The 19,015-nt window shown below is 44.6% G+C and carries 14 protein-coding genes and 4 tRNA genes; 12 read left to right on the top strand and 6 right to left on the bottom strand.

From position 1 onward, the window contains the following. Positions 1–24: 24 nt before the first annotated feature. From AB4512_RS00470 to yeiP, 3 genes are all read right to left on the bottom strand, one after another. Positions 25–507: an RNA methyltransferase gene (locus AB4512_RS00470; protein WP_017061495.1), complete on the bottom strand. Its 483-nt coding sequence runs from the start codon at positions 505–507 to the stop codon at positions 25–27. Positions 508–654: 147 nt separating this feature from the next. Beyond that, a complete protein-coding gene (locus AB4512_RS00465) occupies positions 655–984 on the bottom strand; it encodes an HI1450 family dsDNA-mimic protein (protein ID WP_004741258.1) in 330 nt (109 codons plus the stop codon). A gap of 10 nt (positions 985–994) precedes the next feature. After that, positions 995–1,564, bottom strand: a complete 570-nt coding sequence (gene yeiP, locus AB4512_RS00460; protein ID WP_017055115.1) for an elongation factor P-like protein YeiP — start codon at positions 1,562–1,564, stop codon at positions 995–997. A 137-nt stretch (positions 1,565–1,701) separates the two neighbouring features. Between yeiP and AB4512_RS00455 the strand changes: the two genes are divergently transcribed. Further along, positions 1,702–2,469, top strand: a complete 768-nt coding sequence (locus AB4512_RS00455; protein WP_017061494.1) for a hypothetical protein — start codon at positions 1,702–1,704, stop codon at positions 2,467–2,469. A 93-nt stretch (positions 2,470–2,562) separates the two neighbouring features. Here AB4512_RS00455 and AB4512_RS00450 read toward each other — a convergent pair whose 3' ends face one another. Then, entirely contained in the window at positions 2,563–4,926 is a 2,364-nt protein-coding gene (locus AB4512_RS00450; protein WP_137001115.1) for a DNA polymerase II, read from the bottom strand. 426 nt (positions 4,927–5,352) lie between these two features. On the opposite strand from AB4512_RS00450, the gene uvrY reads away from it, so the two are divergent. The 10 genes from uvrY to nspC all read left to right on the top strand — a co-directional run bounded on the left by uvrY (position 5,353) and on the right by nspC (position 15,994). Beyond that, the gene (gene uvrY / locus AB4512_RS00445) at positions 5,353–5,997 is read left to right on the top strand and encodes a UvrY/SirA/GacA family response regulator transcription factor (protein WP_004729778.1); all 645 of its coding nucleotides are present in this window, start codon (positions 5,353–5,355) and stop codon (positions 5,995–5,997) included. A gap of 15 nt (positions 5,998–6,012) precedes the next feature. Continuing rightward, on the top strand, positions 6,013–7,845 hold the full coding sequence (uvrC, locus tag AB4512_RS00440; protein WP_029235144.1) for an excinuclease ABC subunit UvrC: 1,833 nt from the start codon (positions 6,013–6,015) through the stop codon (positions 7,843–7,845). A 46-nt stretch (positions 7,846–7,891) separates the two neighbouring features. Continuing rightward, positions 7,892–8,449 carry a CDP-diacylglycerol--glycerol-3-phosphate 3-phosphatidyltransferase gene (pgsA, locus tag AB4512_RS00435; RefSeq protein ID WP_017061490.1) on the top strand — a complete coding sequence of 186 codons (558 nt, stop codon included), beginning with the start codon at positions 7,892–7,894 and terminating at the stop codon, positions 8,447–8,449. A 266-nt stretch (positions 8,450–8,715) separates the two neighbouring features. Beyond that, positions 8,716–8,789: transfer RNA gene (locus AB4512_RS00430), tRNA-Cys, on the top strand. A gap of 36 nt (positions 8,790–8,825) precedes the next feature. Further along, positions 8,826–8,901: transfer RNA gene (locus tag AB4512_RS00425), tRNA-Gly, on the top strand. Between the two features lie 80 nt (positions 8,902–8,981). After that, positions 8,982–9,068 (top strand) — tRNA-Leu (locus AB4512_RS00420). 32 nt (positions 9,069–9,100) lie between these two features. Next, positions 9,101–9,176 (top strand) — tRNA-Gly (locus AB4512_RS00415). A 1,279-nt stretch (positions 9,177–10,455) separates the two neighbouring features. After that, positions 10,456–13,395 carry a pyridoxal phosphate-dependent class III aminotransferase gene (locus AB4512_RS00410; protein ID WP_372174124.1) on the top strand — a complete coding sequence of 980 codons (2,940 nt, stop codon included), beginning with the start codon at positions 10,456–10,458 and terminating at the stop codon, positions 13,393–13,395. A gap of 6 nt (positions 13,396–13,401) precedes the next feature. Further along, entirely contained in the window at positions 13,402–14,655 is a 1,254-nt protein-coding gene (locus AB4512_RS00405) for a carboxynorspermidine synthase (RefSeq protein ID WP_017061002.1), read from the top strand. A 199-nt stretch (positions 14,656–14,854) separates the two neighbouring features. Further along, a complete protein-coding gene (gene nspC, locus AB4512_RS00400; protein WP_017063550.1) occupies positions 14,855–15,994 on the top strand; it encodes a carboxynorspermidine decarboxylase in 1,140 nt (379 codons plus the stop codon). 73 nt (positions 15,995–16,067) lie between these two features. Here the strand turns inward: nspC and AB4512_RS00395 are convergent, their stop codons facing one another. Continuing rightward, on the bottom strand, positions 16,068–16,580 hold the full coding sequence (locus tag AB4512_RS00395; protein ID WP_017061000.1) for a glycine cleavage system protein R: 513 nt from the start codon (positions 16,578–16,580) through the stop codon (positions 16,068–16,070). Between the two features lie 267 nt (positions 16,581–16,847). Then, positions 16,848–17,756: a DUF3943 domain-containing protein gene (locus AB4512_RS00390; RefSeq protein ID WP_017069173.1), complete on the bottom strand. Its 909-nt coding sequence runs from the start codon at positions 17,754–17,756 to the stop codon at positions 16,848–16,850. 210 nt (positions 17,757–17,966) lie between these two features. Here AB4512_RS00390 and AB4512_RS00385 point away from each other — a divergent pair. Next, positions 17,967–19,015, top strand: a 1,049-nt coding sequence (locus AB4512_RS00385) for a CinA family nicotinamide mononucleotide deamidase-related protein (protein WP_372174122.1), incomplete at its 3' end; no start/stop codon positions are given.

Raw genomic sequence — 19,015 nt, 5'->3', positions numbered from 1 at the left:
CTCGTATCTCGTATCTCGTTTCTTTTACTTATGATTCGAAAAGTTATCGCCTTTCGCCAGTCGGTCGTAAAGCACAACATTCACTGATGCCGCTAGATTCATACAGCCGTTGGTCGGAACGTAAATCGTCTCACGACAGAAATCTGTGATTTCTTTCTTTAGCGTGCCATCTTCTGGGCCAAAAATGTAAAACGCACGTGGTGGGTGCTTGTAATCAGGTAGAGGCTTAGCACCTTCAATCAGATCAACAGCAACCGGCACGCAGCCTACTGGAATAATATCTTTCAGCTCTTCAACACCAATCAAAGGCAGGGCTAAGTGCTTTTCTTTGGTATCGGTATGGAATTTTCGCGCATGGTCGTAGCGTGTGCCAGTGTAAAACACAGAGTTGGCGCCGTAGCAGCCAGCTGCTCGCATCACTGAGCCTACGTTTTCTGGCGTCTTTGGGTTAACTAGGCCAATGCAGGCATAGCCTTTTGATTGTGTGTCTGTTTTTGCTTTGGTCATAATCAGTGAATCTAACGTTGATGATGAAAGTGATGAATCACGATGGAAAATAGCGTGATAAAAATAGCCGAGCAATGGGCTCGGCTAACTTTTAACTCGCTTACATGAATACTTGTTTACTCATGCAGATGAGCGTCAACAGCGGTATTAGTCGCGTTTCCACAGCATGTGGCAGAACTTATGTTCTGGATCACGGCTGATTAACATGCGAGCAAATACGTCGTCTAGAACGTCATCAGCTTCATTCACAAGACCAATGCGCACTTCAGCGTAGATCTCTTTGTCGACTTCAAAGCCAACATGTTCAACCCAATCATCGCCAGTTTCAACAAGCTCTGCTGCGCCACGATCTTCAAACTGAGCAGTGAAAAGAATCACGTCTGCAGGCTCTAGGTTGTCAGGTGCCATCTCTAGGAAGATGTCGTATGCAGTGTCAATTGCGTCGTCATAAGACATTAGGTCGTTAGCTTCGGTCATAATAAGTATCTTAGCTTGCGCGGTTCATGTATTTACGTTCAGCAGTGTTTACTACTACTTTGTCGCCAGTCGCGATGTATTCAGGTACTTGAATAGTAAGACCTGTAGAAAGACGAGCAGGCTTAGTACGAGCAGACGCTGATGCACCTTTGATTGAAGGATCAGTCTCTTCGATAACTAGTTCAACAGATGTTGGTAGCTCAAGCGTTGCAGCGTTGCCGTCGATAAGGATCGCGTACATGCCTTGAGTTTCTTCGTTGATGAACAGTAGTTCGTCTTCGATAGTCTCACCGTTGAAGATGAATTGTGTGTAATCTTCGTTGTCCATGAAGATGTACTCGTTGCCATCAACGTAAGAGAACATTACTGCACGCTTAGTTACGTCAATAGTTTCAACAATTTCGTCAGCCTTGTGGCGAACTTCAGTTTTAACGCCAGTTGCTACATCGTTACCACGGAAGCGGTAAATCTTTTGGCCGCCACGGCCGCCTGGTGTTGTTACTTCGATATCTTTAACGATCACTGTTTTGCTTTCTACTGTGATAGCAAAACCTTTTTTAATTTCACTTGCTCTAGGCATTTTGTGTTTGTCCTTAGTGGGTCTATCCGCTGATTATATCTCGGAGATGCTATAAATAGGAATAGCTTGAATCATAAAGTCACCTAGGCGATCATAGAGTTATAGTTAAATCATTATTTTATTTACCGAAACGACCTATGCAGCTACCCGTTATTGACCCAACACAGCCTTTTCAACCTGAATTTCAACCTGTGGTTAACGATCTGATTACCTTTCTAAAAGGTGGATTAGGATCTAATCTGCACAGTATTTATATTTATGGCAGTGTGGCTCGTAAGCAAGCCGTCTTCGGTCGCTCCAATCTAGATGTGGTTGTGGTGACCCATCGACCGTTTCCTGACCAACGAACCACTTTGTTGAACACCATCAAATGGCGTTTCCAAAAGAGCTTCCCGCAGGTAACTCAAGTGGCGATAAAAACTACCTTAGTGAGTGAGATAGTCGATTTCGACAATATCTTCACTTGGGGTTTTATGCTCAAGCATTTAGCCGTGTGTGTGCATGGTGAAGACTTATCAGACTGCTATGGTGATTTTGAAACAAGTTGGGAAATCGCTAAGCACTGGAATATGGATGCGGAAAACTGGTTGGCGGTGTATCGCAACAAGATCGCACGAGCGACAACGCCAGAACAACAAGTCGCTGCGCAGGTGATTATTGCCAAGAAGCTTCTACGGGCGAGTTACTCACTGGTGATGTACCGCGATAAATATTGGTACGATGATCCTGTTGAATGTGGCCAACAGTTCTTGAAGTATCACCCAGATCGAGAAGTCGAAATCCAAAGGTTGGGCATTTTACTTTCTGGTCGACCAATCCCTAAACGTTCGGTGATCGGTATTCTTGATGGCTTTGGTGAGTGGTTGATTAAGCAGTATCAGAAAACCGAGTTCAGAATCGGATAGAGATTTATAACCGATCCATTGATACTAAAAAGCAGAGTGTGCTGAAGAACATATCTCTGCTTTTTTCGTTTTAAGAGCATATTGAATATAGTGCTAGAACAAACCCAACTGCTGCCCACTAACTCTTTCAAAGTCTAAACCGATGAAGGGCAGTATTGCCTCTGCGACCGGTTTAATCTGCTTGTCGATATAGTGCTGATAATCGATACCACTCTTTAAATACTCCTTGGGCTCAGGGCCACTCAGAGTAATCAAATACTCAATGCGTCCTTTATTTTGGTATTGAAGAGGGCGCCCTAACTGAGCATTGATCTCATCGGCCATACGAGCTGCGCGAACCTGCGGCGGAATGTTCTTTTGGTATTCATGTAATTTGCGGCGTAAGCGCTTTTGATACACCAATAAATCATCATGTTTGCCAGCAGAGGTTTCATCAACAAACTGTCTGACGTAGTCGGTTGGATCTTGATCGTGAAACACCATCTCATACAAGGTTTGTTGGAATTGCTGTGCGAGAGGTGTCCAATCGGTGCGTGCACTCTCAAGCCCTTTAAATATGATCTTTTCTTTATCGCCTTGAGTGATTAATCCGGCATAACGTTTCTTCGAGCCGGTTTCTGAACCTCTAATGGTCGGCATTAGAAACTTGCGATAGTGAGTCTCGTATTCCAATTCGAGTATTGAGGTTAGGTTGTGGGTCTCTTTTAAGTGATTCGTCCACCAATCGTTGATGTAAGCGACCAGTGTGTTCCCGATCTCGTCTGCTTTTTGCTGATCATAACTGCCGTTCAGAGACACGAAGGTTGAATCGGTATCGCCGTAAATCACTTGATAGCCTTTGTCTTCGATCAGAACCTTGGTTTGCTTCATGATCTCATGTCCACGCATGGTAATTGAAGACGCTAACCGGGTATCGAAGAAACGACAACCAGACGAACCTAACACACCATAGAATGAGTTCATGATGATCTTAATCGCCTGAGAGAACGCTTTCTCGTTGTTCTTCTTCGCCACATCACGTGCAGCCCAAAGGTTTTCGATCATCTCGGGCAAGAAGTGTTTAGAGCGGTGGAATTGCCCACCTCGAAAGCCATCAACGGCTTGGTTTTCTGCTGGGCCTAGTTCAAGCTTCAACCCTTCAATTAGTCCCATAGGGTCAATCAGAAACGAGCGAATGATCGATGGATACAGGCTCTTAAAATCGAGTACCAAAACCGAGTCGTACAGATTGGGAATTGAATCCATCACATAACCGCCGGGGCTCGCAATCCAATTCTCTGGCTCTAAGTTCGGTGCGACATAACCCGCTCTGTGGATTTGAGGCAGATATAAGTTAGTAAAGGCCGCAACAGAGCCACCAACGCGATCCAGCTCAACACCGGTTAATCGAGAGCGCTCAATCGCGAAGTCGAGTAGGTGAGTGTGCTCGAAGATGCTGTTTACCAGTACGCAGTCTTGAAGGTTGTACTTAGCGAGTGAGGGTTTATCGAACTTAAACATTCGGTTTATCTCATCCATACGGTCATGAACGTTATGGATGTCTTTGCCTTCCCCAAGCAGCTCTTGCGATACCGACTCAAGAGACCAAGAACGGAAGTGGTAGGTCGCTGTCTTGAGCATATCAATACCATCCAAGACAACGCGCCCCGGAATCGTGATAAAACCTTGCTGATTTTGAGCAGAACTGCGGAAAAAGCTCGGTTGGTTGTCTCTGCCGATGTTGAGCTTCACTTCGTTCCATTCTGAACGTTTGTGCAGCAGCCTAAAATCGAAGTCGATAACATTCCAGCCAATGATGATGTCAGGATCAAATTCAGAGAACCAAGCTATCATGGCTTCAAGTAGCGCTTTCTCGTTGGCAACCCATTGGATATTGGTTTCAGCTTGTTGTGCTTCGCCGACCATGATTACTCGGCTGTCCATCGGGCTGTCTAGGCCAATTGAATAAAGCACGCCTTTTTCCGAACACTCAATATCAAGCGAGACCACAGATAGACTGGGTAAGTAATCACCTGCTCGGCATTTTGCGTTTGAGACTCGACGATGCTGATTTTTTTGCACAGCAGATCCGGTGAACTCAATACTTCCCTTGATAAAACGTTCCATCAAGAATCGATCGGCGAGTCGAATATCGCTTTCAAAGGTTTGGATTTCTTCGTTGTGAAAGGCTTGCGCTAAACCAAAGCTGCTTCTCGACAGTGAGGTGTAACACGCGGCGAGAGGTGTTTGCTCGAATGTGGCTAATTCTAGAGGCTTAAATTGGCAATCGATCGACTCTTTCGCTGCGATTGCCTGACATGCCTCAACGTCAGATTGAGCGACAAAAAATACCGGTTTTTCATTTTGAATCGTCAGCAGAGTAGGGCCTTGAGGGGTGCTTAACCACAAGTCGATTTGTGTGCGCCCTGAAAAATCTCTTGCTTGTCTTGTGAGTACAAAGCCTTGCTGAATATCCAATGTAGTAACCTATTGAAATGGGGAATCGAATACTACCATCTAGCGACCTTCTGCGCACAAAAGGCAGTAAAAATACTAACTAAATTCTAGTTAGTAGAGGCAAATAACGGGACTCTATAAGCAAATAAGTGAAATTGTCGCGAATGGTTATTCAATGGTATTGAAAATATCTTTATCTTATGTAATTTTATTGGGTGTTGTTTTAACTGGTTGATTTTTAGAAAAAGCTTGTTGTTTTAGTTAGCTTATTTGTTAATAAGTACTTGCTAAAGTTCGTGTTTCAGCACATATTCAACAGAGCTTTTTTTTAGTAATTAAGTTAAGATGTACTCAATGCTGCGATCCACTGTTCCTTTGTTCAATTGTTTCAAACAGATGAAATGACACAGTGGTTGCAGAGCCAATTAATAGTGTGGAGATACAAGTTTGATAAATGTTTTCCTTGTAGATGATCACGAGCTGGTTCGCACAGGGATACGACGTATTATTGAAGACGTCCGTGGAATGAACGTAGCAGGGGAAGCTGAAAGCGGTGAAGATGCTGCAAAATGGTGTCGTACTAACAATACTGACGTTATTTTGATGGATATGAATATGCCTGGTATTGGTGGCTTAGAAGCAACCAAGAAGATCTTGCGTTTCAACCCTGATGTTAAAATCATCGTTTTAACTGTTCATACGGAAAATCCGTTTCCAACTAAAGTGATGCAAGCTGGAGCTGCTGGTTACCTTACTAAAGGGGCAGGTCCGGATGAAATGGTAAATGCAATTCGAGTGGTTAATAGTGGCCAACGATACATTTCACCAGAAATTGCGCAGCAGATGGCTTTGAGCCAATTCTCGCCTGCGTCTGAAAATCCATTCGCAGACTTATCTGAACGTGAACTTCAAATCATGATGATGATTACCAAAGGTCAGAAAGTGACGGATATTTCAGAACAACTCAATCTAAGTCCTAAAACAGTCAACAGTTACCGCTACCGCTTGTTCAGTAAGCTGGATATCAGTGGCGATGTAGAGCTGACGCATTTAGCGATTAGACATGGAATGTTAGACACTGAGACCCTTTAACACTGAGATCGTATAGTGACCAACTTGTTTGACTCAGTCTCATTCCTCAAGACAGTAACAGAGCAGCCCGGCGTTTATCGAATGTATAACGCCGAGGCTGCCGTTATTTACGTCGGTAAAGCTAAGAACCTCAAAAAACGCCTTTCCAGTTATTTCCGTAAAAAAGTCGACAGTGAAAAAACACGCGCTCTAGTTAGTAATATTGACAAGATCGATGTCACTGTAACGCACACGGAAACAGAAGCGCTCATTCTTGAGCACAACTACATCAAGCAGTACTTGCCTAAATACAACGTACTTTTGCGTGATGATAAGTCGTACCCTTATATTTTTATTAGCGGTCACAAGCATCCTCGTTTGTCGATGCACCGTGGTGCTAAGAAGAAAAAGGGCGAATACTTTGGTCCTTACCCTGATTCCGGCGCTGTGCGTGAGACGCTACACCTAATCCAAAAGATTTTCCCTGCCCGCCAGTGTGAAGATACGGTTTATGCCAATAGAACGCGCCCGTGTTTGATGTATCAGATTGGTCGTTGTGCTGCGCCATGTGTTAGCTCAATCATCTCTGATGAAGAGTACAGTGAACTTATCGACTACGTTCGTCTGTTCCTGCAAGGGAAAGACAAATTAGTCCTTGAGACGCTCATCGACAAAATGGACAAGGCAAGCCGTGAGCTTCGTTTTGAACAAGCTGCCGCTTTCCGTGATCAAATCCAAGCGATTCGACGTGTGCAAGAACAACAATACGTATCTGACGATTCAATGGAAGATATGGACGTGTTGGGATTTGCTCAAGAGAATGGCGTAGCGTGTATTCATATCTTGATGATTCGCCAAGGCAAGGTTTTAGGCAGTAGAAGCCATTTCCCTAAAATTCCCAACAATACGGTGCGAGAAGAGGTCTTTTCGAGCTTTTTAAGCCAATACTATCTTGCGCATAGTGAAGCGAGAACCATCCCAACCCGTTTGATTCTCAATGCCGATTTGATGGAAGATGTCACACCGATTCAAGAAGCCTTGTGTGAAGTAGCGGGTCGTAAGATTCACTTCAATACCAACCCTTCAGGTACTCGAGGTCGTTACCTTAAATTGTCTAATACCAATGCATTGACGGCTATTACCACCAAGATTAATCACAAGATGACGATTAATCAGCGCTTCAAAGAGCTCCAAGAAGTGCTGTCGATGGATGCTATCAAGCGCATGGAATGTTTTGATATCAGTCATACCATGGGTGAAAGCACGATTGCGTCGTGTGTGGTGTTCAATCAAGAAGGCCCGGTTAAACCAGAGTACCGTCGTTACAACATCACCGGCATTACAGGTGGCGATGATTATGCAGCGATGGCTCAGGCGCTTGAGAGACGTTATTCGAAGCAACTCGATATCGACAAGATCCCAGACATCATCTTTATCGATGGTGGTAAAGGTCAGCTAAACCGCGCTCATGAGATCATTTCTCAATATTGGGGTGATTGGCCGTTTAGACCAAGAATGATGGGTATTGCGAAAGGCGTGACGCGTAAACCGGGTTTAGAAACTTTGGTAACCCTTGAAGGTGAAGAGTTTAATTTACCTAGCGATGCACCAGCGCTGCATCTTATCCAGCACATTCGTGATGAGAGCCATAATCATGCGATTGCAGGGCACAGGGCGAAACGTGGTAAAACGCGCAGAACCAGTGCTTTGGAAGGAATTGAAGGGGTAGGAGCTAAACGTCGTCAAGCTTTGCTGAAATATATGGGTGGCTTACAAGAACTTAAGCGTGCAACTGTCGAAGAAATAGCCAAAGTGCCGGGCATTAGTCATTCTTTGGCAGAAAACATTTATCAAGCATTGAAACAATAGTAAAAATCCCGCACCATTAAAGCGCAATTAATAAGAGCCCAATAATATGCGTTTGAATATACCTAACATTTTGTCCTTACTGAGACTATTTTTGATCCCAGTATTCGTTGTCGTTTTCTATCTACCTTATCAATGGGCTCCTTTCGCTGCTGCGATGGTGTTTTGGGTAGCCGGTTTCACTGATTGGCTAGATGGCATGCTAGCTCGTAAGTTAGGGCAAACGTCTCGCTTCGGTGCCTTCATTGACCCTGTGGCTGACAAAGTGTTGGTCGCTACGGCTCTTATCCTGATTACAGAGCATTACCACTCTATTTGGATAACTATTCCAGCCGTGACCATGATTGCTCGTGAGATCATCATTTCAGCGCTTCGTGAATGGATGGCTGAAATCGGTAAACGCGCAAGTGTTGCGGTATCTTGGGTTGGTAAAGTCAAAACGGTTTCTCAGATGTTCGCTCTTTGGGTACTTATCTGGAGATACGACGACTGGATGGTGTGGGTAGGTTACATTGCACTGTATGTCGCCACCGTTCTTACTTATTGGTCAATGGCACAATACTTGATGGCTGCCAAAGACGATTTGTTAGACGAAAAACATCATTGATGAAGAAGCGAGCTGAGGCTCGCTTTTTTGATCTTTAACCTAAGGTTAAGTTATCAATAGTGGATATCTAATGTGATATAGATCTCCTTTGAATAACCCGCTCACAGTGTGTTTTGAACATAAAGTCAGCTATTTGGCCTGTTTCGTATGAAATCTATTCAAACGAATTAAAAATACAAAAATAATATTGACTCAATCGTCTGAATCCGTAGAATGCATCCCGTACCCAAGAGGATGGCAATGAGCGATTCGATTGGAGTTACTAAGGCGCCTTGGCAGAGTGGCTATGCAGCGGATTGCAAATCCGTGGACCTCGGTTCGACTCCGGGAGGCGCCTCCATTCTCTCTTTCTTCTAGAAAGAATTTGAATGAAAATGCGATACTAGCTCAGTTGGTAGAGCGCAACCTTGCCAAGGTTGAGGTCATCGGTTCGAACCCGATGTATCGCTCCAAATTTTGTAATGTTGATTGGCGTCAGCATTAAGATGGTGTTTTACTTTTCAGTAATCGGCATCGCAATAAAGAATTGCGTGCCCTGGTGGTGGAATTGGTAGACACAAGGGATTTAAAATCCCTCGGCGTTCGCGCTGTGCCGGTTCAAGTCCGGCCCGGGGCACCATCTATTAAAGTCTTTATCTCGATAAAGCAAATGCGATACTAGCTCAGTTGGTAGAGCGCAACCTTGCCAAGGTTGAGGTCATCGGTTCGAACCCGATGTATCGCTCCAAATTAAGAAGCCCGAACAGAAATGTTCGGGCTTTTTGGTTTCTGACGTTTAGCTTTTACGTTTAAGAACTCTTCTTGTTCGAATCCGCACTCAACATTCATTTCTATCTCTGTTTCAAATTTTGCAATCAAGTTAGTTTTTAAAAGCGAGATTCCCTATGAACTCGTTCCTCGTGCTAGGGAATGACGGAAAGACGGTATGACCTCAAAGTCTCTCTAGTAACGTTTATAAATCCACGTCGTCATCCTCGGGCGTGAGGAACGAGCGAACCGGGGAGCTCTTGCCGCTTGCTGATTAACTTCAGTTTAATCTATTGCATCAGATAGTTTCTGAATAAAACAATACATCGACATGTTGTAAGGGACTCCCAATGAACTCATTCTTCAGGCTAAGGAATGACGGAAAGGCGCCACAGCCTCAAAGCCATCACTAACACCGCCTGTACACCCACGTCGTCATCCTCGGGTGTGAGGAACGAATGAACCGGGGATCTCTTGCCGCTTGCTGATTAACTTCAGTTTAATCTATTGCATCAGATAGTTTCTTGAATAAAGCAATACAATGACATGTTGTAAGGGGTTCTCTATGAATTCATACCTCGCTCTAGGGAGTGACGCCATGACCTAAAAGCTTCTCTAGCAACGTTTATAACCCCACGTCGTCATCCTCGGGTATGAGGAACGAATGAACCGGGGATCTCTTTCCCAAACGATAGTGTGACGATATTTACAGCAATTGCTTAGCCACCGCTGCTATTTATCAAGCTATTACTAAAAACTATTGATCGTTCATTTCACTTTATGTTACTTTCCCGCGCAATCTCGGAATGAAAATGTTCAAGAAGAGCAACGATTGCTTCTGGGGGATACGCGTAGTGACCATTCTTGCTGATTGGGACATTACGTAGGGTAGGTATTGGCTAGTCCTTTAGCTGATAGACGGGATACTTATGGCGCAGTTCGTCATGTTAATGGGAAACCCAACATTGAACACACTAATTACAACATTGCTAATCAGCTCTGCATTTCCAAAGGGACCAGCTCCTCATAGCTGCCCGATCCTGCAAAAATGTCCAATTCTTCAAAACAGTAGCATTACTGAACCTTGAGCTCACGCTAACAATTTATCGCTGTCTTAAGACGGCTTAATTTCGTATTCGTCATTTGACTTATGCGAGCGTACAGCTATATCTCATTTCTAGACAATACGTGTACTTCACTATGAACTCTCTCCAAATTTAACGAGAGTTGGTGGGTAATTGCGTCTGATGGAGGTGAGTATGAACACATTCAAGGGGACTTTTATGACTACCGCCTTTGAAGTCGATATCAATACTATCGCAAATTCATTTTCAACTATGGTTCCTATCTTAGAGGGAACGTACGACCTAACACCTGACGCTATTTTGCTAGAGCAAGAACAGCATGAGTCGGATGTTCGCTCTTACCCAAGACGCCTGCCTATTGCTATTAAACGAGCATGTGGCGCTTTAGTTGAAGATACTCGTGGCCAACTCTTTCTCGATTGCTTAGCCGGTGCAGGTACACTTTCTCTGGGTTACAACCACCCTGAGATTAACCAAGCACTTAAAGACCAACTCGATTCTGGTTTGCCATACCAAACACTTGATATCACGACTCAAGCAAAAGAGACGTTTATCAAACGAGTTAAAGCTTTTCTTCCTCAAGACTTTTCAAATAACTCGGTTCTTCAATTCTGTGGCCCATCTGGCGCTGACGCTGTGGAAGCGGCGATCAAGCTCGCCAAGCAAACCACAGGTCGCAACACCATGTTTGCTTTCCGTGGTGCTTACCATGGTATGACGAACGGCACCATGGGTATGATGGGTAACCTCGGCACTAAAGAGCGTCGTAGCGGCTTGATGTCTGATGTGCACTTCATGCCTTTCCCATACAACCTACGCTGCCCGTTTGGTATTGGTGGTGAAGCGGGTGCTAACGCGAGCATTCGTTACATCGAACGTATGTTGAATGATGACGAGTCTGGCATCATGAAACCGGCGGCGATGATCGTTGAGCCTGTGCAAGGTGAGGGCGGTGTGATTCCTGCTCCAGCATCTTGGTTACAAGGCCTACGTCGCATCTGTGATGAGCACGGCATCCTACTGATTTTTGATGAGATTCAGTGTGGTGTGGGCAAAACTGGCCATCGATTTGCGTTTGAAGAGTCTGGTGTTAATCCAGATATCTTATGTTTATCTAAAGCGATTGGTGGCGGACTGCCTATGTCGCTGCTTGTGTTCGATAAGAGCATTGATACATGGAAAGCGGGTGAGCACACCGGTACATTCCGTGGTAACCAATTAGCAATGGTCTCTGGCGCTAAGGCGTTGGAGATCATCGAACGAGATGGCTTAGTTGAGCACGCGAACATCGCAGGCCAATATTTACGTCACGGGCTTGAGAAGATTCAATCACGCGTTAGCTGTATTGCTGAAGTTCGTGGTAAAGGCCTGATGCTCGGTGCTGAGATCAAACAACCAAATGGTGAGCTTAACAAGTTTGGCGAACCACAATCAGACGGCGAACTAACCCTAGCGATTCAACGAGCAGCGTTAGAGCGTGGCTTGATGGTTGAAAAGGGTGGTCGTGATGGCTCGGTAATTCGTTTCCTTCCGCCAATGATTATCTCTTTTGAGCAGATTGACTTTGCACTCCGCGTAATGGAAGAAGCGATCATCGCAGCTGGTGGTGGCTTACAACAAGACCCAGCTTCAAGCGAACAAGCAAACCAAGAATGGAACAAGCATTTCATCCATACAGGTTTAGGCGGTAGCGACGAATTTGCTAACGTGATGAACCAAACCACTCAAGCGATGAAAGCGGTTTTTGAACAGGTTGAAACCCCTTATTCGGGTTTAGATCCAAAAGTGCTAGAAGCAGCTATCAATGCTGTCGACCTTGATAACAATCAACACGCTTTGGTTGATGTTGTAGATAGTACTGCAGACCTTGTCGCTGCAAACTCCATCTTCGTGCAACACCCAGATTGCATTGCACACCTTCACACTCCTCCTCTTATGGCTTCGGTAGCAGCGGAATCGATTATCGCGGCGTTGAATCAATCAATGGATTCATGGGACCAAGCATCGGCTGCGACTTATGTTGAGCAGCGCGTTGTGGATTGGATGTGTGACAAATACCAACTTGGCGCACAAGCTGACGGTGTTTTCACTAGCGGAGGCACGCAAAGTAACCTAATGGGTTTATTGCTTGCGAGAGACTGGGTTGCGGATAAGCACAATGGTCATTCTATCCAAAAGCTTGGCTTACCAGAATACGCGAGCAAACTGCGTATCTTATGTTCAAAGAAATCTCACTTCACGGTTCAAAAGTCAGCCTCTCTACTAGGGCTAGGCGAAGCGGCAGTGTGCTGTGTTGATACCAATGCAAACGGCACTATCAAGCCTGACTTGCTAGACGCAGAAGTGAAAGCACTGAAAGCACAAGGTCTGATTCCTTTTGCTGTGATTGGTACTGCGGGCACAACCGATCATGGTGCTATCGATGACCTTGATGCGATTGCAGAAATCGCAAGTCAGCAAGATCTTTGGTTCCATGTCGACAGTGCTTACGGTGGCGCGCTTATCTTGAGTAGCCACAAGGCTCGCTTACAAGGCATCGCAAAAGCGGACTCTGTGAGTGTCGATTTCCACAAATTGTTCTATCAAACAATCAGCTGCGGCGCGGTATTGTTGAAAGACAAAGCGAACTTTAAGTACCTTCTACATCACGCAGATTACCTAAACCGCGAACACGATGAACTGCCAAATCTAGTCGATAAGTCTATTGCGACCACCAAGCGTTTCGATGCATTGAAAGTCTTCATGACGATGCAAAGCGTTGGACCAAAGCAGTTGGGTGATATGTACGACCATCTTCTTGAGCAAACGCTAGAAGTGGCAGACCTGATTCAAAACCAAGCTGACTTAGAGCTACTCGCAGAGCCGTCACTATCAACAGTGCTGTTCCGATCTAAGCCGTCAGCAAACGGCGAGCTAGATTTAGACAAATTGAATCAAACGCTAAGACTGGAAGCGCTGACTCGTGGTGTTGCAGTACTCGGTGAAACGGTCGTGGATGGTAAGAGTGCGCTTAAATTCACTATCTTGAATCCGTGCCTAAAGACATCAGATTTCAAATCTCTAATTAACAAAATTCAAACTCTAGCCACTGAGCTAGCAGAACAACAAGGGTAATTAATTATGGCTATTCTACAAATTGGTGCAGGCGGCGTTGGTTGGGTTGTTGCACACAAAGCAGCACAAAATAACGAAGTACTGGGTGATATCACAATCGCTTCTCGCACAATCGCGAAGTGTGAAAAAATCATCGAATCTATCAAGGGCAAAAACAACCTTAAAGATTCAACTAAGAAACTAGAAGCACGTTCAGTAGACGCTGATGATGTTGATGCGCTTGTTGCTTTGATTAAAGAAGTTCAGCCGGATCTAGTGATCAACGCTGGTCCTCCTTGGGTAAACATGGCAATCATGGAAGCATGTTACCAATCTAAAGTTTCTTATTTAGATACATCGGTAGCGGTTGACCTATGTTCTGAAGGCCAACAAGTACCACAAGCTTACGATTGGCAGTGGGGCTACCGTGAGAAGTTCGCTGAAGCAGGCATCACAGGTATTCTTGGTGCTGGTTTCGATCCAGGTGTGGTATCAATCTTTGCTGCATACGCGGTTAAGCACTTGTTCGATGAGATTGACTCAATTGATGTAATGGATGTGAATGCTGGTGACCACGGCAAGAAGTTTGCGACAAACTTTGACCCAGAAACCAACATGCTTGAGATCCAAGGCGATTCTTTCTACTGGGAAAATGAAGAGTGGAAACAAGTACCTTGTCACTCTCGTATGCTTGAGTTTGAATTCCCGAACTGTGGTTCTCACAAAGTTTACTCAATGGCGCACGATGAAGTTCGTTCAATGAAAGAGTTCATCCCAGCTAAGCGTATCGAATTTTGGATGGGCTTTGGTGATGCATACTTGAACTACTTCAACTGCATGCGTGATATCGGTCTTCTTAGCCCAGATCCGCTAACACTGCACGATGGTACTGTGGTTCAGCCTCTGCATGTTCTTAAAGCACTACTACCGGATCCAACATCTCTAGCTCCGGGTTACACTGGTTTAACGTGTATCGGTACTTGGGTTCAAGGTAAGAAAGATGGTAAAGAGCGTAGCGTATTCATCTACAATAACGCAGACCACGAAGTGGCTTACGAAGACGTAGAGCACCAAGCGATCTCTTACACAACTGGTGTTCCAGCGATTACCGCTGCACTTCAGTTCTTCCGTGGCGAATGGGCTGATAAAGGCGTGTTCAACATGGAACAGCTAAATCCAGATCCGTTCCTAGCAACTATGCCGGAAATTGGTCTAGATTGGCATGTTCAAGAGCTTGAAGCAGGCCAAGGTCTTCCAGTGATTCATGAGCTGAAAAAATAAGAACTGATTTCTTGTTTTGATTGCTAATTAAAGGGGACATGGATTGTTCCCTTTTCGATGATGATAGCCTTGAAGCTTTGGTATCATTTATTTTGATTTTGTAACTCACTGCGCTCGGACAGGACAAAATCAAAATAAATCACACCAAAATTGTTAATTTACCTTTCCATCTATTGATGCTGCTTGAGTGTTTACAAAAATGACGTTTAAGAAAGAAGAACTAAAAACCCCATATTTCATGATCAACGAAGACAAGTTGATTGCGAACTTAGAAAAAGCCAAGCAACTGAAAGAGATTTCAGGTGTGAAATTGGTACTTGCGCTTAAGTGCTTCTCGACTTGGGGCGTGTTTGACATCATCAAACCGTACCTAGACGGTACTACTAGTTCTGGCCCTTATGAAGTGAAATTAGGTCACGAAACTTTTGGCGGTGAAACTCATGCTTACAGTGTGGGCTACAGTGAAGATGACGTGAGAGAGGTTGCTGACATCTGCGACAAGATGATCTTCAACTCTCAAAGCCAACTTGCTGCTTACCGTCATATTGTTGAAGGTAAAGCTTCACTGGGTTTACGTTTAAATCCGGGCGTGAGCTACGCAGGGCAAGACTTGGCGAATCCAGCACGTCAATTCTCGCGTTTGGGCGTGCAAGCTGACCACATCAAACCAGAAATTTTCGATGAGATTAATGGTGTGATGTTCCACATGAACTGTGAGAACAAAGACGTCGATGCGTTTATCGGCCTGCTTGATTCAATCTCAGAACAGTTTGGTGAGCACTTAGATAAGTTGGACTGGGTGAGCATGGGCGGAGGTGTGTTCTTCACATGGCCTGGCTATGACATCGAAAAACTCGGTCTTGCGCTGAAAGCCTTCTCTGAAAAGCACGGTGTGCAGATGTATCTTGAGCCGGGTGAAGCGATCATCACTAAAACAACCGACCTAGTTGTGACAGTGGTCGATATTGTTGAGAACGTGAAGAAAACAGCGATTGTGGATTCAGCGACTGAGGCGCACCGCCTTGACACGCTTATCTACAATGAGCCCGCATCAGTATTGGAAGCATCAGAAACAGGCAGCCATGACTACGTGATTGGTTCGTGTTCATGTCTTGCGGGCGATCAGTTCTGCGAAGCGAGCTTTGATGAGCCACTTAAGATTGGTCAAAAGCTGCATCTGTTAGACAGCGCGGGTTACACAATGGTGAAATTGAACTGGTTCAATGGCCTTAAAATGCCTTCAATCTACTGTGAACGTAGCAGTGGTGAAGTTCAAAAGCTAAATGAATTCGGCTATGAAGACTTCAAACGCTCATTATCACAATGGTCAGTTAAGTAACTGAATCACAAGTTCAAAGCAATACAAAGAGCAGCTAATGAGCTGCTCTTTTTTGTTCTTTAATTTTGTTTATTTAGCTTTCAATCATCACACGAGTATCTTCACTGAGCGTTTCGAGTTCATTAACTACGTCGTCGATCTGTACTTCGATTGGCAGCTTAACGGCGATTTTTGATGTGAATAGACTTGAGCTAACACCGCCGCCACCAGCGATAAAGACGCGGTGACAATCCATATCGAGAATACTGATTCCTTGTCTATCCAATACATGAGTCACTTCGTTGACGATACCTGCTCGGTCGTTAGAGTCGAGTCTCAAGTGATGGACCGTGTCTTGAACATTGTGTGTATGATCGGAATCGACAAACTGCACGATGAGATCTGGATTGGCGCTGAACGCTTCTTTTACAATCGATTCGTTGATGGCTGGAAGTTGAACCTTTAGTACGCCTGCGACTTGGTCTTCAATAAAGTTCACTTTACTGATGAGCCATTTGCCGTCGTTTTCGTGAGTAACCGCAGCAAGCTGTTTGATTGTTGCTGGTGATGCTTTTCCGATAAAGTTTACGATAAATGTACTGTTCATATCAGCCCCCAAGGTTTCAATTATTCTTTGCTAATTAAATGTTTGATATCACGCGATAAAGTTCTTTAATTTCAGTGTAGAAGGTTACATCGAACAATGTTTGACCTAAGTCAATTTTTGAAACTAAGCTTCGATGCAAAAAAAGAGAATGAAGAGTAGGGCACAAAAAAAGCGGCTAGAGAGCCGCTTTTTAGAAGAGTTGTCACTGTGATTGATGATTCAGCAACTTATATTCAATAACTTATATTGAGTAGTACTAGAGACGAATTAGAACGTTACTTTGAAGTTCATACCAACAAACTGAGAGTCGTATGGTGCGCCAGCATCGTAAGCAAAACGTGCAGCGTCTTGGTTATCCCACCAAGGGTTAGTATTCAGGTTAACTTCTGCATCACCGCCCCATGCGTCACTTACCCAGTAGTGAATGTGTCCAACAGGGTTAAGGAAGAATAGCGACACATCACCCATGGTTTGAGAGCCCATCACTTCGCCACCTGAAGCAATGATATCCTGCTCTGCTTCTAGCATCATTTCACCGACAACCGCACCGAAGAAAGGTGTGATGAAGAGATCTTGCCATGAAGGTACTTCTGCAAACGCTTCTACGCCGTATTCCCAGAAGAACGTCGACATAGTCCAAGAGTATAAGAATGACTCAAACTCGTCGTAACCTGCGTGTCGAGCTGCGGTGTAGTAAACACCACCGAAATATGGGTGCATTACGTAGTTTAGGAAGTGTTCGTCACGGTCCCATGTTGGACCAGCAGAAACGTTATCTTTCCACTTTTTACCTAATGAGCTGATATCACGTTGGTCATCATCCCACTTAGTAATACTTTCAGGGAGCAGAGTCATTAGACCCACTGTCGCGACACTCAAGCCAAGAATGGTGTAGGTTTGACCCATTAGGTAATCCCAATCTTTCTCCTGACTCACCAACATGTGTTTTGGTTGTTGGATTGAGAAGTCGTACTCATCACTCGACTCGCTCAGTGCGTAATTGGTACTAGGCTTGTAGGTGTACAAGTTGTCATTAAAACAGTAATCTTGAGCACATTCATCCGAGTAAGAAAGGTTGATTGGCTGGTCGAAGTCGTATTGGCTTGCAACCGAGTTAACTGACATTAGCATTGAAAATGCGGCAGTAACCTTTGCTAGTAACGGTGATTTGGCCACAAGGGTCTCCATGAGAAAGTTTGGAATTGATCAGGGTCACAATTATCTATTAAATGCCTGATTTAGGGAACTAATAATTTATAGCTTTTCCTAAGAAAACCTTAGGTTTAACATTATTAATATTAGTGAAAAGGCGAATTGCTCCAAATTCAACCATAGACCAGTTTGTAAATAATGCAGTGTCTTTTTATGACAACAAGGGATAGAAATATGACGAAAATCGCAATGTTAAGTACAGGTGAAGAAGTTCTTCATGGAGACATTGTAGATACGAACGCAGCTTGGATGTCTGCTGAGTTTTATCAGCATGGTTTTGCTCTTGCTAAGCGCTCAACTGTGGGTGATCAAATGAATGCTCTTGTTGAAGAACTGCTGATGCTGAGCTTTAACTATGATGTGGTTATCGTTAATGGTGGTTTAGGCCCGACAACCGATGATATGAGTGCAGCTGCTGCGGCTGCTGCCTCAGAGCAGAAACTCATTATGTTCCCTGAATGGCTGGCGCGTATGGAAGAGATGTTTTCCGGGCGTGGTATGCCGATGCCTGATAGCAACCTAAAGCAGGCTTTGCTGCCAGTAAACTCGGAAATCGTCGATAACCCTGTCGGCACTGCATGTGGTTTCAAACTTAAGATTAACGATGCGACTTTCTATTTCACTCCGGGAGTGCCCAGTGAGTTTAAGCGCATGGTGAGCTTTGAAATTATCCCTGACCTCGCTCGTACTTATCCTCAAGTGGTCGCTTCTGAATGCAGCAGGTTGTTTACCTTTGGTTTGTCCGAATCTGGCATATCAGACGTGTTAGACCAGCTGAAATTGCCTCAAGGTTATGAATTGGGTTACCGCTCTTATCTGCCGTTTATTGAAGTGAAACTATTTGGACCTAAGTCGGATTTAGAAACTCGCGTTAAGCTGCTGCAGATGGTTTACAAGCTGCTAGAGAGTAATGTCGTTAGTGTTGATGAGCCGATGATTGACCATATTGGACACATCATGGCGGAAAAAAAGAAGACGTTATCTGTGTCTGAAGTGTCGACCAAAGGTTCACTGTCAGCGTGGCTGCAATTGAATGAGCAGATAGAAGATTGCTTCGGACACTCATGGGTGATGGCTGAGCCAAAAGAGAGCGAACTTGAAAAGAGCGATCCATTAGCCGCGACCTTTGCGCTGGCTGGAGCAACAAGAGATAAGTGCGGAACTGAATTGGCTTTGGTGACTGGTAAGCTGGAAGGCAACACATTCAGCGTTGCATTGTCGAC

It is taken from the genome of Vibrio sp. 10N.222.52.B7, assembly GCF_041474275.1.
GTDB classification, from domain to species: domain Bacteria; phylum Pseudomonadota; class Gammaproteobacteria; order Enterobacterales; family Vibrionaceae; genus Vibrio; species Vibrio crassostreae_C.
The sequence above is the reverse complement of the archived record's forward strand: the minus strand, read 5'-3'. Positions and strand labels throughout refer to the sequence as shown.